Source organism: Streptomyces sp. NPDC033845 (genome assembly GCF_055576225.1).
Map to the genome: position 1 here is coordinate 155,469 of NZ_JBVIRI010000009.1, position 14,841 is coordinate 170,309.

The window sequence follows — 14,841 nt, forward strand, 5'->3', positions numbered from 1 at the left end:
CGGTGGTCACCCCTTTCCGGGAGCGTTGAACTCGTTGGTGAACAGGTCGGTGGCGGTCAGCTGGCCCTTCTTCACCTCACCGCGCTCGCCCAGCCAGTCCAGCCACAGCTGGAAGCTCTTGTCGGGGATCCGGCCGGCGGTCTCGGCGACCCCGTAGGAGTGCCAGTACTTGAGGGTGGCGGTGTCCTCGTTGCGGCCGCGCTTCCCGACGATCTCGGTGAACCGGGCGATGACCTGGTCGCGGGGGGTGGTCCGGGTCCATTCGATGGCCCGGCCGACCCCGGTGACGAAGGTGCGGGCGGTGTCCGGGTTCTCCTTCAGGAACCGCTTGGTCATCACGTACGAGCCGGCGCTGAAGGCGCCCAGCAGCTGGAAGTCGGTGAACAGCGGGCGGATGCCGCCGGCCGCGAGGGCCTTGTCGCGCAGCACCCCGCCCAGGACGCCGACCTGGATCTGGCCGGCCCGCAGGGCCTGTTCGGTGTTGACCGGCGGGACCACCAGGGACTCGACCTTGCCGATCTCGTCCTTGGAGAGGCCGTTGCGGCCGAGGTAGATCTCCAGCATGGCCTGGGAGTGGGCGCCCAGGGTGTTCATGCCGACCTTCTTGCCGATCAGGTCGCGCGCGGACCGGATCGGGCTGTCCGCCAGGACGTAGTAGCCGCTGTAGGCGTACTGGTCGCTGCCGTAGTAGGAGACGACGGCCTGGATCGGGGCCTTGGCCGCGGCGAGCTTGACGATGGCGCCGTTGAACGCGCCGCCGAAGTGGATCTGACCCGTGGCCGCCGACTGGATGTCCTGCGGGCCGCTGATGGTGTTGCCGACCCATTCCAGCTTCAGGTCCCCGAGGTAGCCGAGGTCCGCGGCCAGCTCGGCCAGGGTCACCTGGCCGACGGAGCCCTGGTACTTGAGGGTCTTGACCTGACCGCCGGAGCCCCCGTTCTTGGCGGTGGCCGTGCCGCAGCTCACCGCGGCCGCCGAGATGCCGAGCAGGGTGAGGAACTGGCGCCGGGAGGTGGTGGACGGGATGCGTGCTGCGGACATGATCATGGTTCCTTGTCGGTACGGCGGATCGGTCGACGGGTCAGGAGGTCGCGGCGGCGGGCAGCCGGACGGAACGGGTGGCGTGGTCGGCGTGGACGGCCCGGGCGAACTCGTCCACCGCCTGGTAGAGGTCGAGTTCGGCCTCGGGGCGCAGCCGGTCCGGACCGTCCCCGCGCTCCACCGAGGAGTCGAGGAGGAACCGGCCGGCGGTGACGTGGCGGGCCCCGAGGGCCGCGAGCACCGGGCGGAGCGCGTAGTCGATGGTGAGGACGTGGGCGAGGCTGCCGCCGGTGGCGAGCGGCAGGACCGTCTTGCCGGCCAGTCCGTCCTGCGGGAGCAGGTCGAGGAAGGCCTTGAGCAGCCCGGTGTACGAGGCCTTGTAGACGGGGGTGGCGATGACCAGGCCGTCGGCCTCGGCCACGGCGGCCAGCGCCCGGCGCAGTTCGGGCTGTCCGGTGCGGGCGGCGAGCAGATCGGCGGCGGGCAGGTCGCGGACGGCCAGGTGGCCGGTCTCCAGGCCGTCGTGGCCGAGGCGGCGCAGGGCGTGCTCGGCCACCACCGCGGTGCGGGAGTGGAGGGAGGGGCTACCGGTGAGGGCGAGGATGCGGGGCACGGGTTCTCTTTCCGGGGCGGCGCGGGCGGGGCGGGCGGGTGCCTGTGGTGGCGGTGACGGCGGGTGCCGGTGGTGGGGCCGGCCCGGCGGACGGACCGGGGCGGCCCTGGTGGTCGGGCAGTGGCGGGTGGGGTGGTGACGGGCCGGGGGCGGTCGGGCGGTGGGCGGTCAGACGGTGGCGGCGGGTGCCTCGGCGGCCTCGGTGGCCGCTGCGTCGGTGGACGCGCCGGAAGGGATGCCGAAGGACGGGTCGGGCACGGTCTCCGGGCTGATCAGGACGGAGGGCCGGCCGTCCGGGCCCACCGGGACGTCACCGTCGACGGTCACCCGGCGCAGGGTGCGCTCGTGGTCGTCGGAGTCGTCGACCCCGTAGTGCTGGGTGGCGCGGTTGTCCCAGATCGCGACGTCCCCGGGCTGCCAGGAGTGCCGGACGGTGTTCTCGGGGCTCTCGACGTGCGCCTGGAACAGCTCCAGCAGGGTGCGGGAGTCCCGGCCGGTGAGGCCGCTGATCCGCTGCACGAAGTTGCCGAGCAGCAGGGTGCGCTCGCCGGTCTCGGGGTGCACCCGGACCACCGGGTGCTCGGTGAGGAACTTGGTGGAGGTGAACACCTCGCGGTACTGGGCCAGGGCCTCGGGCAGCGCGTCGGGCCGCAGGGCCGCGTAGTCGTACTCGTTGGAGTGGACGGCGCGCAGGCCGTCGGCGAGGGCGCGGAGCGGTTCGGGGAGGCTGTCGTAGGCGGTGGCGGTGTTGGCCCACAGGGTGTCGCCGCCGTAGGGCGGGATGGTGACGGCGCGGAGGATGGAGAAGGCCGGGTAGGCGGGCACGAAGGTCACGTCGGTGTGCCACTGGTTGGCGCGGGCGCCGTGGTGGGAGTCGATGCCGAGGGCGTAACGGCCGTCCGCGGAGGGGACGGTGGGGTGGGCGACGGGGGTGCCGAGGAGCTGGGCGAAGGCCTCGTGGGAGTCCTCGTCGAGGTGGTCCTGGCCGCGGAAGAAGACCACCTTGTGGGCGAGCAGGGCGGCCCGGATCCCGGCGACGGTCTCGGGCGGGAGGTCCCCGCCGAGGCGGACCCCGCCGATCTCCGCACCGATCCGGCCGCCGATCTTCGTGACGGTCAGCCCGGAACGGGCCTGGGACTCGGACGCGGACTCGGTGGGGGACTGGGGCTCGGTCTGGGAGTCGGTCTGGGACTCGGTCTGGATTGCAGTGGCCATGACATGCCTCCTGGGGCACCGGTGCGGGACCGGGGGGAAAGCGGAACGAGATTCTTTCCGCAGCGGAAGAAATACGGGTACGGGCACGGCTCGGGGCGTGAGCCGGCGCGGGCGCCGGGGGTGTGGGTTCGGAGCCCGCGCCGACGGCTCGGCGGGGTGGTGCGACAGCGGAACGGGGAGTGCCGGACGGAACGTGCGCGAGCCGGCCCGGCAGAAGGAGCCGGTCGGACGGAGCCCGTCAGACGGGCCGGCGGCCCGCGGCGCCGGGACGGACCCGGCCGGTGCGCGGACCGCGCCCTGCGGGCGGGGTCACCGGCGGTACGGGTCCGGGCCGCCGGAGGGTCGGGCTAGGCGCGGCGGCGGGCCGGACAACAGCGGCCCGGACATCCCGCCGGGGCGTGGCCCGGGCCGGAGGTGTGGAGCCGCGGGGCGAGGTTCTCGGTCGCGGTCATGGCTCGGAGCGTGTCAGCGTGGCCGGAAACGGTCAAGGCCCGCCCGGGGCGGCCGTAACGCCCCCGGAGCCGCAGTCCTGGTTCAATCGTTCTCCGCACTGGCGTTCACCGTCCCGCACCGCACCCCTTCTGACCTGCGGATTCAGCCCGACTCCGGGGGTATGGGCGAGGGTGCCACCGACCGGTCGGTACCACCGGGGGATTTCACGGCCCCGCAACGCAACCGCCATGCTGCCGACGAAGGAGACGAGGAGTCGACGTGACACACGCAGGGGACGACCGCGCGTCGGTGAACGCGGCCGCGGTGCTGCGCACGGTGCTGGACCACGGTCCGGTGGCGCGCAGCGCCATCTCCCGGCTCTGCGGGCTGAGTCCGGCCGCCGTGTCCCGGCAGACCACCGGGTTGATCCGCAGCGGCCTGCTGCGGGAGCTGCGCGAACCCGCCGACCGGGCCGCCACCGGGGGCATCGGCAGGCCGCGGATCCCGCTCGACCTGCACACCGGGCCGGTGGGCGGGGCGGTGGCCGCCGCCCTGCACATCGGGGTGCCGTCCTCCACCTTCGGGCTGGTGGACCTGCGCGGCCGGGTGCTGGCCCAGCGCACGATGCCGCACCGCGGAGACCACTCCCCCGCCCTGATCGCCGCCGAACTGGCCCGGTTCCTGGACGAGTTCGGCGGCAGTCGGCCACTGCTCGGGGTCGGGGTGGCGCTCGGTGGCCGGATCCGGCCGGTGGACGGGGTGGTGGTCCGCCACGACGTGCTCGGCTGGCGGGACCGGCCGCTGGGCCGGGAGCTGGCCGAGGCCCTGGGGCTGCCGGTGCGGGTGGACAACCACGCACGGGCGGTGGCCGGGGCCGAACTGCTCTTCGGCCGGCCCGAGGCCCGCAGCAGTCTGGTCCACCTGTTCATCGGCAATGTGGTGGACGCCGCGTTCGCCGTGGCGGGCTCCCTGCACCAGGGGCCGGGCGCGGCGGCCGGGGACGTCACCCATCTGCCGGTACCGGGGTCCACGGTTTCCTGCCCGGGCTGCGGGCGCACCGGCTGCCTCCAGGCGACCGTCTCGGAGGGGGCGCTGGCCGAGGAGGCGGTCCGGCAGGGCATCGTTCCGGAGCCGGTGGTGGGCCTGCTGGTGGACGCGGCGGCGGCCGGGGACGCCCGGGCGGACCGCCTCGTCCGGGAGCGGGCCCGGTCGGTGGGCCGGGCCGCCGCCCTGCTGCTGGACGTGTTCAACCCGGCGGTCATGGTGGTCACCGAGCTGGCCAGCCTGCTGCACGAGACCTATCTGGAGGAGATCCGCGGCGCGGCGGTCGAGCTGTCGCACGTGGTCACCGACCCACGGCGGATCGTGGTGCCGCTCCCCGGGGCGGCCGTGCTGCCCCAGGCCGCGGCGGCGGTGCTGCTGGGGCCGCTGTTCCACGATCCCTCGGGCACATCCGGAACGCCCGTTCCATCCGGAACATCCGGTATCCGCCGAGAGGGCGAGATCACATCCGACGCTTATGGTCTCGCATGAGCGGCCCCCCTAGCATTCGAGCCATGACGGTCCAGCCTGACGACGGGCTCTCCCTGGCCGCCGAGTTCCCTGACGCGACACATGAGCAGTGGCAGCGCCTGGTAGAGGGCGTACTGCGAAAGTCGGGCAGGGAAGCCTCCGGCACCGCCGCGGAAGACGCGTTGTCCACCAAGCTCCAGGACGGGCTCCGCACCCGCCCCCTGTACACCGCGGCCTCCACCGCCGGCACCCCCGACGCGCCCGGGGTGCCGGCCACCGGACTGCCGGGGTTCGCCCCCTTCGTACGCGGCGGCCGGGCGGCCGGCAACGCCGCCGGGGGCTGGGACGTACGGCAGCGGCTGGTGCACACCGACCCGGCCCGGCTGAACGAGGCGGTCCTCGCCGACCTGGAGAACGGGGTCACCTCGCTGTGGCTCACCGTGGGCCGGGCCGGCCTGCCGGTCTCCGGACTCGCCCGGGCCCTGGACGGGGTCTATCTGGACCTCGCCCCGATCGCCCTGGACGCGGGCGCCGAATACGCCGAGGCGGCAGCCGAGTTGCTGCGCCTGCACGCCGAGCGCGGAACCTCTCCGGCGGAGATCCGCGGCAGCCTGGGCGCCGACCCGCTCGGCCACGAGGCCCGCACCGGCGAGGCCCTGGACCCGGCCCCGGCCGTCGGACTGGCCCGGGAGAACGCGGCCGGCCGGCCCGGTCTGCGCGCCCTCACCGTGGACGCCCTGCCCTACCACGAGGCGGGCGGCAGCACCGCCGAGGAACTGGGCCTGTCCCTGGCCACCGGGGTGGCCTACCTCCGGGCCCTCACCGAGGGCGGGCTGAGCACCGAAGCGGCCTTCGGGCAGCTGGAGTTCCGCTACGCGGCCACCGCCGACCAGTTCCTGACCATCGCCAAGCTGCGCGCCGCCCGCCGGCTGTGGGCCCGGATCGCCGAGGCCTCGGGGGCCCCGGCGGCCGGCGCCCAGCGGCAGCACGCGGTGACCTCCCCGGTGATGATGACCCGACGCGACCCCTGGGTGAACATGCTCCGCACCACCGTGGCCTGCATGGCCGCCGGGGTGGGCGGCGCCGACTCGGTCACCGTGCTCCCCTTCGACCAGGAGATCGGCCTGCCGGACGCCTTCGCCCGCCGGATCGCCCGCAACACCTCCACGGTGCTGCTGGAGGAGTCCCATCTGGCCCGGGTCATCGACCCGGCCGGCGGCTCCTGGTACGTGGAACAGCTCACCGACGAACTCGCGCACGCGGCCTGGGTGTTCTTCCAGACCGTGGAGAAGGCCGGTGGACTGGCCGCCGCCCTGCGCTCCGGCATGGTCGCCGAACGGCTCGCCGCCACCTGGGCGGAACGCTCCAGGAAGCTGGCCACCCGCCGCGAACCCGTCACCGGGGTCAGCGAGTTCCCGCTGCTCTCCGAGACCCTGCCGACCCGCGAACCGGCCCCCGCCCGGCCCGCCGGCGGACTCCCCCGGGTCCGCCGCGACGAGGCGTACGAGGCGCTGCGCGCCCGTTCGGACGCCCATCTGGCCGCCACCGGCTCCCGGCCCCGGATCTTCCTGGCCGCACTCGGCCCGGCCGCCGCACACACCGCCCGGGCCACCTTCGCCGCCAACCTGTTCCAGGCGGGCGGCATCGAGGCCGTCCACGACCCGGTGACGGTGACCGTGGAGACCGCCGCCGCGGCCTTCGCCGCCAGCGGGGCGGACGGCGGCACCGCCGTCCTCTGCTCCAGCGACGCCCTGTACGAGGAGCAGGCCGAAGGGGTCGCCGCCGCCCTGCGCGCCGCCGGTGCCCGCACCCTGTTCCTCGCCGGCCGGCCCGGCACCGCCGCCGACGCCGTGGACGAGTACGTCTTCGCCGGCTGCGACGCGGTCGCCGTGCTGTCCTCCGTACTCGACCGGATGGGAGTCGCCCGATGAGCATCCCCGACTTCTCCGAGCTCCCGCTCGGCCCCGGGCCCGCCGCGGCGGGCTCCGAGGACCAGTGGCGGGCCGCCGTCAAGGAGTCCACCGGCAGCTCCCCCGCGGACCTGCTGTGGGAGACCCCCGAGGGCATCGGCGTGCAGCCGCTCTACACCGGGCGGGACCTGGAGGGCCTGGACTTCCTGGCCACCTACCCGGGCGTGGCCCCCTATCTGCGCGGCCCCTACCCCACCATGTACGTCAACCAGCCCTGGACGATCCGGCAGTACGCCGGCTTCTCCACCGCAGAGGAGTCCAACGCCTTCTACCGGCGCAACCTGGCGGCCGGCCAGAAGGGCCTGTCGGTCGCCTTCGACCTGCCCACCCACCGCGGCTACGACAGCGACCACCCCCGGGTGACCGGCGACGTCGGCATGGCGGGCGTGGCCATCGACTCCATCTACGACATGCGGCAGCTGTTCGACGGGATCCCGCTGGACAAGATGTCGGTGTCCATGACCATGAACGGCGCGGTGCTGCCGGTCCTGGCCCTGTACATCGTGGCGGCGGAGGAGCAGGGCGTCTCCCCCGACAAGCTCGCCGGGACCATCCAGAACGACATCCTCAAGGAGTTCATGGTCCGCAACACCTACATCTACCCGCCGAAGCCGTCGATGCGGATCATCTCCGACATCTTCGCCTTCACCTCGCAGAAGATGCCCCGCTACAACTCCATCTCGATCTCCGGTTACCACATCCAGGAGGCGGGGGCCACGGCCGACCTGGAGCTGGCCTACACCCTCGCCGACGGCGTGGAGTACCTGCGGGCCGGGCTGGGTGCCGGGCTGGACGTGGACGCGTTCGCGCCGCGCCTGTCGTTCTTCTGGGCGATCGGCATGAACTTCTTCATGGAGGTCGCCAAACTGCGCGCGGCCCGGCTGCTGTGGGCCCGGCTGGTCAAGCAGTTCGACCCGAAGAACAGCAAGTCGCTGTCGCTGCGCACCCATTCGCAGACCTCCGGCTGGTCGCTGACCGCGCAGGACGTGTTCAACAACGTCACCCGCACCTGTATCGAGGCCATGGCCGCCACCCAGGGGCACACCCAGTCGCTGCACACCAACGCCCTGGACGAGGCCCTCGCGCTGCCCACCGACTTCTCCGCCCGGATCGCCCGCAACACCCAGCTGCTGCTCCAGCAGGAGTCGGGCACCTGCCGGGTCATCGACCCGTGGGGCGGCAGCGCCTACGTGGAGAAGCTGACCTACGACCTGGCGCGCCGGGCCTGGCAGCACATCGAGGAGGTCGAGGCGGCCGGCGGAATGGCGCAGGCCATCGACGCGGGCATCCCCAAGCTCCGGGTGGAGGAGGCGGCGGCCCGCACCCAGGCCCGGATCGACTCGGGCCGGCAGCCGGTGATCGGCGTCAACAAGTACCGGGTGGACTCGGACGAGCAGATCGACGTCCTCAAGGTCGACAACTCCTCGGTCCGCGCCCAGCAGATCGCCAAACTGCGGCGGCTGCGCGAGGAACGCGACGAGGCCGTCACCCAGGACACCCTGCGGGCCCTCACCAACGCGGCCGACCGCGGCGACGGGAACCTCCTCGCGCTGGCCGTGGACGCGGCCCGCGCCAAGGCCACCGTCGGCGAGATCTCGGACGCCCTGGAGAAGGTGTACGGGCGGCACGCCAGCCAGATCCGTACGATCTCCGGTGTGTACCGCAACGAAGCAGGCGAGTCCCCGTCGGTGGAGCGCACCCGCGCGCTGGTCGACCGGTTCGAGGAGGCGGAGGGCCGACGGCCCCGCATCCTGGTCGCCAAGATGGGCCAGGACGGTCACGACCGCGGCCAGAAGGTGATCGCGACCGCCTTCGCCGACCTGGGCTTCGACGTGGACGTCGGCCCGCTGTTCCAGACCCCGGAGGAGGTCGCCCGGCAGGCCGTCGAGGCGGACGTCCACGTGGTGGGCGTGTCCTCGCTGGCCGCGGGACACCTCACCCTGGTGCCGGCGCTGCGCGAGCAGCTCGCGGCGGAGGGCCGGGAGGACATCATGATCGTGGTCGGCGGGGTCATCCCGCCGGCGGACGTCCCCACGCTGCTGGAGATGGGCGCCACGGCGGTCTTCCCGCCCGGCACGATCATCCCCGACGCGGCGTACGACCTGGTGACCCGGCTGGCCGGTGACCTCGGCCTCGACCTGTAGGCCGAGGGAATGCCCCCCAGAATCGACATCGACGCGTACGCGAAGGGCGTGCTCGACGGGAGGCGCGCCCTGGTGGCCCGCGCCATCACCCTCGTCGAGTCCACCCGCCCCGATCACCGGGTCCTCGCCCAGAAGCTGCTGACGGAGCTGCTCCCGCACGCGGGGGCGGCCCGCCGGATCGGCATCAGCGGGGTCCCCGGGGTGGGCAAGTCCACCTTCATCGACGCCTTCGGCACCCTGCTGACCGGGCTCGGGCACCGGGTGGCGGTGCTGGCCGTGGACCCCTCGTCCACCCGCACCGGCGGCTCCATCCTCGGCGACAAGACCCGGATGGAGCGGCTGGCGGTGGACCCGGCCGCGTTCGTCCGCCCCTCCCCGTCCGCCGGGACCCTGGGCGGGGTCGCCAAGGCCACCCGCGAGTCGATGATCGTGATGGAGGCCGCGGGATACGACGTGATCCTGGTGGAGACGGTGGGTGTGGGCCAGTCGGAGACCGCGGTGGCGGGCATGGTCGACTCCTTCCTTCTTCTCTCGCTCGCCCGGACGGGCGACCAGTTGCAGGGCATCAAGAAGGGCGTCCTGGAGCTCGCGGACGTCCTCGCCGTCAACAAGGCGGACGGCCCGCACGAGCGGGACGCCCGGGCCGCCGCCCGGGAGCTGTCCGGGGCGCTCCGCCTGATGCACCCGGTGGACGCGGGCTGGACCCCGCCCGTCCTGACCTGCAGCGCCCGGGAGGGCACCGGTCTGGACGAGGTGTGGTCCCGGCTGGAGGCCCACCGCACCCTGCTGGAGTCCACCGGCCGGCTGGCCGCGAAGCGGAGCACCCAGCAGGTGGAGTGGACCTGGTCGATGGTCCGCGAGGAACTCCTCGACCGCCTCCGCTCCGACCCCGCGGTCCGCGCCCTGGCCCCCGGCCTGGAGGAAGCGGTCCGCAACGGCGAACTGACCGCCACCCTGGCGGCGGACCGCATCCTGGCCGCCTTCGGCGATCAGAAGTGACGCAGCTGCACCGACTCGGGCAGTGCAGCTGCTCCACGTATCCGGTCCTCCGGTACGGAGAGTTCCAGGGTGACCAGTTCGGGCAGCCCGGCCAGCGATGCGATGTCCAGGGTGTCCTTCAGCTCCGGATCGGCGTCGAGCCGCAGGGTCCGCAGCCGGGGGAAGCCGGCGGGCAGCCGAGCGACCGCGGCCCGCAGGGAGTCCTCGCCGCCCGTGAGGACCAGGGAGGTGACGGCGGCCGCGCCGCCGTCCGTCGGCAGGGAGTCCAGCAGGGGGGCGGGGACCCGCAGATGGGTGAGCGAGCGGAGCCGGAGCAGTTCCCGCCAGTCCTCGGGCGAGCACCCAGCATCCGGATCGCTCAGGACCAGTTCCTCCAGACCGGTGCAGGTGCCGATTCCCCGCAGGCCGTCGGTGAGCCGGATCCCGTGGCCGAGGCGGAGCTCACGCAGCGGGGTGCCCGACCCCAACGCCCCGCCGATGGCCAGGGAGGCGGTGCCCCGCAGGGCGAGCTGCCTCAGGTGGGGCAGCTGCGACAGCGCGCCGAGGTCGAAGGCGGCCCGCGGCGAGACGACCTCCAGCTCCATGACCGGTAGGCCCTCGATCCCGGACAGTCCGGCGAGCCGGGGACATCTCTCGACGGTCAGCTTGCGCAGCTGCCGGTGCCCGGACAGGAACTCCAGGTCCTCCACCTCCGGGTGGGAGATGATCAGTGACCGGAGCGGGGTACGGCGGAGGTACTCCCGGATGCGGACCACTCCCACTCCCGCCCTGACCTGCATCCTCAGGGGCCGGACCCCGACGCGGGTCAGCTGCTCCAGCTGCTCGTCGGACTGGACCATGTAGTCGAGGTCGTCCGGATCGAGCCGGGCGATGATCTCCTCGGCGTACTCGGCCGTGTCGAACCGCGACCACGACCACATCAGCTGGGCCCGCACGAGGATCAGCGGGTGCCGGACGTACTGTGCCAGGAACCCGATCGCCGCATCCGATCTCACGTGCGAGGCCGCGACCACCGTCATGTAGCCGTTCAGCGAGTCCACCTGGTCCGGTCCGGGCAGCAGGTCCAGGAGCAGCGGGCCGACCCCGGCCAGGGACCGGGCCTCCTCCTCGGTCGCCGGGGGGATCAGGGCCTCCGTCCGCAGCTGGACCGCTTCGCGCACCTCCGGGTCCAGGACGGTCGCCTGTTCCAGGCAGGAGGCGGCGAGCAGGTGGATGCGGGCCCGGATCCGGGTGTCCTCGGCCCGGTCGCCCCGGTCCAGGAGGTCGCGGAAGAGGACGACCCGGTCCCGGCGGTGGGCCAGGGCGACGGCCATCCGGATGACGTCCTCCCACTGGTCGTCGTCCGCGTGCTCGGCGAGGAGCCCGAAGTCTCCCTCCTCCACGGCCGCCCGGGCCCCCAGGAAGTCCTGGAAGGTGCGGTGCACGAAGTGGACGACGCCCGGAGCCGGTTCGCGGAGCAGGCCGCTGCGCTGGAGGAAGTGCTCGAAGACGGCCGGGGCCTCCCCCAGGGTGGCGGCCTCCGGCACGGAGGGCAGGATCCGGCCGATGATCTCCTCCGCCCTGGAGCGGTCCAGCTCGGTCCGGCCGTTCTTGATCAGCCAGTAGGCCAGCCGCTGGAGGAGCTCCAGCTGCGGTTCCTCGCGAAGCTCGGGCCCCTTGATGTCCCGCTCCCGGTCCCGGCGGCTCAGCAGCATCGTCAGGGCGGCCTCGTAGAGGTCCTTCCGGCCGTACGGCAGGAAGCCCTTCCTGTCCCGGTGCAGGGCGCAGATCAGTCCGCACATGAGCGGGTTGGTGGCGAGCCGGCCCAGATCCGGTTTGGCGCGGACGGCGGCCAGCAGCTGCCTTTCGTATCCGTCGTGGACGGCCCGGTCCTCGGCGTCGGGTCGGGCGGCCCGGTGCCAGCGCCGGATGAAGGTGGCGACCTCGGCCGGGCCCATGGAGGACAGAGTCAGCTCCGCGAACCCTTCCTCCTCCAGCCACTTCTCCCGCACCGCGGACGGGCGGGAGGTGACCAGCCAGCGGTTGCCCCCCGCATAGGTGTCCATCAGCTCGCGCAGCCATCTGCGCGTCCGCTCCCGCTCCGGGTCGGGGACCTCGTCGATCCCGTCGACCAGGACCAGTGCCCGGCCGGCCCTGAGCACCCGGTGCTCCCAGCCGGCCGGCTGGGTCCCGGCGAGCGGGGAGCCGGTGGCCGACAGGAAGTCCTTGGGGGCGGGCAGCCGCTCGCCGTGCCGGGTGAGGGTGCGCAGCGGGAGGACGAACGGGATCCGGTCCGCCAGGTACTCCAGGTGCTGGTCCAGGTCCTGGCGGGCCGCGGTGACGGCCAGCCACTGGACCAGGGTGCTCTTGCCGGAACCGGCCTCACCGCGGAGGAGCACTCGGGGGGTCTCGGTCAGCGCCCGGTCCGCGGGCTTCTGGTCGATGAGCGCTCGGCGCAGGACGAAGGGGTCGTCAGGGTCGTGCTCCGCGTCGGGCCAGGCCGACCAGCCGTACGAGGAGGTGACCTCCAGGTTCAGATAGGCCACGTCCAGCGGCCAGCGGCCGGGGGTGTTGTTGAGGTCGATGCCGTAGATCGTCAGCTTGCCGTGTCTGGCGACGACATGGGCGAGGTAGTCCTGCTCGAAGGCGGCGTCCTCGCCGCCCGGCAGGGGCTGGCGGCGAATCAGTTCGTCGACCTTGGCGGTGAGTTCGCCGAGGCCGCGCGTCTGCTGCACCAGCGCGTGGGCCACGAAGGTGGACCGCTGGGTGAAGAACTGGAGGATGTGCAGGCAGGCGGTGTCCAGCAGCCGCTCGTAGAAGTGGGTCGCGTCGGCGGAGAGGTCCCGGGCCGGGTCGGCGCCGGCGGCGCGCCGCAGTTCGCGGGCGAACTCGCGGTGGCCGAGGCGGACCGCGTCGAGGTCGGTGAGCTCGATGTCCCCGAGGGCGCGCAGGGTGGTGGCGAGGGCATCGGCCACCGCCTCCCGCTCGTCCTCCCCGACGGGCCGCTCGCCGTGTCTCAGCGCCTGGTCGACCAGCTTGCCCGCCAGCTTCCGGAGATCGGCGGCGGTGAGCGTGCGCTGCTCGCCGCGGAAGGAGACATAGCCCGACAGCTTGACCGGTTTGTCGACCAGCCCGGCTCCGGGCTGGTCGTGCACGAACAGCCTCTTGACCAGCGGGGCGACCGCCGTCGACGCCAGCCGCACCCCTACGCTCAACGGTTCCATGACCCAGCCCCCCACCCGGTTCTGAATGACACTCAGAATCCTAGGCGGTGCGCCGCGGCCGCCCCCGGGGCCTGTGGAAAACCCCGTGGACGGCGGACGGCGGGCGGAAGACGGCAGAAGGTCAGGCGTCGGCCGGGACCGAGGCGGGGGCCTCCAGGATGCTGCGCAGGACGCGGCCCTGTTCGACCGGGTCGCCGGCGGCCAGCAGGGCCGCCAGTACGGCGATCCGGGCCTGTCCGGCCCGCAGGGTGCCGGTGGGGACGGCGCCCGCCGCCACCAGGTCCACGGCTCCGCCGTGGGTGTAGATCTCGGTGACCGGGCCGGCCGGGACCCGGGTGGTCAGGGCGATCAGGACCCCGCGCGCCACCGCCGCCTCGACGGCCGCCACGATCTCCGGGGTGGCGTTGCCCGCCCCGGTGGCGACCAGGACGACCCCGCGGGCGCCGGCCTCGATGGCCGCGTTCAGCAGGACCGGATCGCCGTCGGCGTGGTGCATGACCATGTCCACCCGGGGCTGGGTGTCGGGCATCGGGGGCAGGGCCAGCGGAACAGGCCGGCGGGGCTTCCGCAGGACCGTCACCTTGCCGAAGCCGATCTTTCCGAGCCATTCGCCGGACGGGTCGGAGAAGGCGTCGGCCGCCAGGGTCTGGGTCTTGATGGTGCCGCGGGCGCCGTGCACCCGGCCGGCGAAGGAGACCAGGACGCCCAGTCCGCGGGTCCGGGAGGCCACCAGCAGGGCGTCGTAGAGGTTGCCGGGGCCGTCCGCGTCCGCCGCGTCCATCGGCAGCTGCGATCCGGTGAACACCACGGACCGCTCGTCGTGGTGGTGGAGGTCCAGCAGGAACGCGGACTCCTCCAGGGTGTCCGTGCCGTGGGTGACGACGACGCCCTCGACCCCGGGGTCGGCCAGCACCTCGTGGACGGTGCGCAGCAGGGTCAGCTGGTGTGCGGTGGTCAGTCGGGGGCTGTTGACGCTGAAGAGGTCGACGACCTCGACGATCACGCCTTCCGGGAGCGGGGCGGTGGCCATGACCTCGCGCCCGTCCGCGTCCGCGGCGAAACCGGAACCCTGCCAGCGGCTCGCAATCGTCCCGCCGGTGCTGATGACGACGATCCGTCCCACGGTCTGCCCGCCCTTCCGTCCGTTTTCCGCACACCCATTCGTACGCCGCAATGATAGGGAGACCGGTGCGCAATACGATTGCGAATCCAAGGCTCCGGTTCACAAACAGTGAGGGATAATTGCGTCATGGACGCGATTGACAGAGATATCTTGCGCGAGCTCCAGCGGGACGGCCGGCTCAGCAACCAGGAGCTCGCCCAGCGCGTGGGCCTCACCCCCGCCCCCTGTCTGCGCAGGGTCCGGCAGCTGGAGCAGGACGGGGTGATCCAGGGCTACCGGGCGGTGATCGACCCGGCGGCGGTCGGGCGCGGGTTCGAGGTGCTGGTATCGGTGGAGGTCCGCCGGGACCGGGAGGCGGTGGAGGCCTTCGAGGCCGCGCTCCAGGACATTCCGGACGTCATCGAGGCGTACCGGCTCTTCGGCAGCCCCGGCTGCCTGCTCCGGATCGCGGTGGCGGACCTCCGCGCCTACGAGCGGCTGTGGATCGAGCAGCTGACCGCGCTCTCGGGCGTCACCGAGGTCAACTCGCAGATCATCATGAAGCGCATCAAGGAGCCCACCGGCCTTCCGGTGGGCTCCTGAGCACACT

At 73.1% G+C, this 14,841-nt stretch carries 10 protein-coding genes; 5 read left to right on the forward strand and 5 right to left on the reverse strand.

All coding sequences use genetic code 11. The features are described 5' to 3' along the window. Positions 1 to 6: 6 nt before the first annotated feature. The 3 genes from ACZ50K_RS20840 to ACZ50K_RS20850 all read right to left on the reverse strand — a co-directional run bounded on the left by ACZ50K_RS20840 (position 7) and on the right by ACZ50K_RS20850 (position 2,869). Positions 7 to 1,041, reverse strand: coding sequence for an ABC transporter substrate-binding protein (locus ACZ50K_RS20840; protein WP_468905002.1), 1,035 nt, complete (start codon positions 1,039 to 1,041; stop codon positions 7 to 9). A 40-nt stretch (positions 1,042 to 1,081) separates the two neighbouring features. Continuing rightward, complete coding sequence (gene ssuE, locus ACZ50K_RS20845; RefSeq protein ID WP_468905005.1) at positions 1,082 to 1,654, reverse strand: NADPH-dependent FMN reductase; 573 nt, start codon at positions 1,652 to 1,654, stop codon at positions 1,082 to 1,084. 168 nt (positions 1,655 to 1,822) lie between these two features. Next, complete coding sequence (locus ACZ50K_RS20850; RefSeq protein WP_468905007.1) at positions 1,823 to 2,869, reverse strand: TauD/TfdA dioxygenase family protein; 1,047 nt, start codon at positions 2,867 to 2,869, stop codon at positions 1,823 to 1,825. 711 nt (positions 2,870 to 3,580) lie between these two features. Between ACZ50K_RS20850 and ACZ50K_RS20855 the strand changes: the two genes are divergently transcribed. Genes ACZ50K_RS20855 through meaB form a run of 4 tightly spaced genes read left to right on the forward strand, consistent with a single transcriptional unit; the run spans position 3,581 to position 9,926 of the window. Next, the gene (locus ACZ50K_RS20855; RefSeq protein ID WP_468905009.1) at positions 3,581 to 4,834 is read left to right on the forward strand and encodes an ROK family transcriptional regulator; all 1,254 of its coding nucleotides are present in this window, start codon (positions 3,581 to 3,583) and stop codon (positions 4,832 to 4,834) included. Between the two features lie 23 nt (positions 4,835 to 4,857). After that, positions 4,858 to 6,744: a methylmalonyl-CoA mutase family protein gene (locus ACZ50K_RS20860; RefSeq protein WP_468905011.1), complete on the forward strand. Its 1,887-nt coding sequence runs from the start codon at positions 4,858 to 4,860 to the stop codon at positions 6,742 to 6,744. After that, positions 6,741 to 8,927 (forward strand): methylmalonyl-CoA mutase, encoded by a 2,187-nt coding sequence (gene scpA / locus ACZ50K_RS20865; protein WP_468905014.1) that lies wholly within the window; start codon positions 6,741 to 6,743, stop codon positions 8,925 to 8,927. Before ACZ50K_RS20860 ends, scpA begins: the two co-directional genes overlap by 4 nt. 9 nt (positions 8,928 to 8,936) lie before the next feature. Then, positions 8,937 to 9,926, forward strand: a complete 990-nt coding sequence (gene meaB, locus ACZ50K_RS20870) for a methylmalonyl Co-A mutase-associated GTPase MeaB (protein ID WP_468905017.1) — start codon at positions 8,937 to 8,939, stop codon at positions 9,924 to 9,926. Here meaB and ACZ50K_RS20875 read toward each other — a convergent pair. Beyond that, on the reverse strand, positions 9,917 to 13,129 hold the full coding sequence (locus ACZ50K_RS20875; protein ID WP_468905020.1) for an NACHT domain-containing protein: 3,213 nt from the start codon (positions 13,127 to 13,129) through the stop codon (positions 9,917 to 9,919). The two genes, meaB and ACZ50K_RS20875, sit on opposite strands and share 10 nt — an antisense overlap. Before the next feature lie 121 nt (positions 13,130 to 13,250). Further along, entirely contained in the window at positions 13,251 to 14,252 is a 1,002-nt protein-coding gene (locus tag ACZ50K_RS20880; protein WP_468905022.1) for an asparaginase, read from the reverse strand. Between the two features lie 126 nt (positions 14,253 to 14,378). On the opposite strand from ACZ50K_RS20880, the gene ACZ50K_RS20885 reads away from it, so the two are divergent. Continuing rightward, positions 14,379 to 14,834, forward strand: a complete 456-nt coding sequence (locus ACZ50K_RS20885) for an Lrp/AsnC family transcriptional regulator (RefSeq protein WP_468905025.1) — start codon at positions 14,379 to 14,381, stop codon at positions 14,832 to 14,834. The last annotated feature ends 7 nt before the right edge of the window (positions 14,835 to 14,841 follow it).

Excerpts from the sequence above, each read along its gene's own strand:
- ACZ50K_RS20840 (WP_468905002.1), bottom strand. The coding sequence starts at position 1,041 with ATGTCCGCAGCACGCATCCCGTCCACCACCTCCCGGCGCCAGTTCCTC.
- ACZ50K_RS20850 (WP_468905007.1), bottom strand. The coding sequence starts at position 2,869 with ATGGCCACTGCAATCCAGACCGAGTCCCAGACCGACTCCCAGACCGAG.
- ACZ50K_RS20860 (WP_468905011.1), top strand. The coding sequence starts at position 4,858 with ATGACGGTCCAGCCTGACGACGGGCTCTCCCTGGCCGCCGAGTTCCCT.
- scpA (WP_468905014.1), top strand. The coding sequence starts at position 6,741 with ATGAGCATCCCCGACTTCTCCGAGCTCCCGCTCGGCCCCGGGCCCGCC.
- meaB (WP_468905017.1), top strand. The coding sequence starts at position 8,937 with ATGCCCCCCAGAATCGACATCGACGCGTACGCGAAGGGCGTGCTCGAC.
- ACZ50K_RS20875 (WP_468905020.1), bottom strand. The coding sequence starts at position 13,129 with ATGGAACCGTTGAGCGTAGGGGTGCGGCTGGCGTCGACGGCGGTCGCC.
- ACZ50K_RS20885 (WP_468905025.1), top strand. The coding sequence starts at position 14,379 with ATGGACGCGATTGACAGAGATATCTTGCGCGAGCTCCAGCGGGACGGC.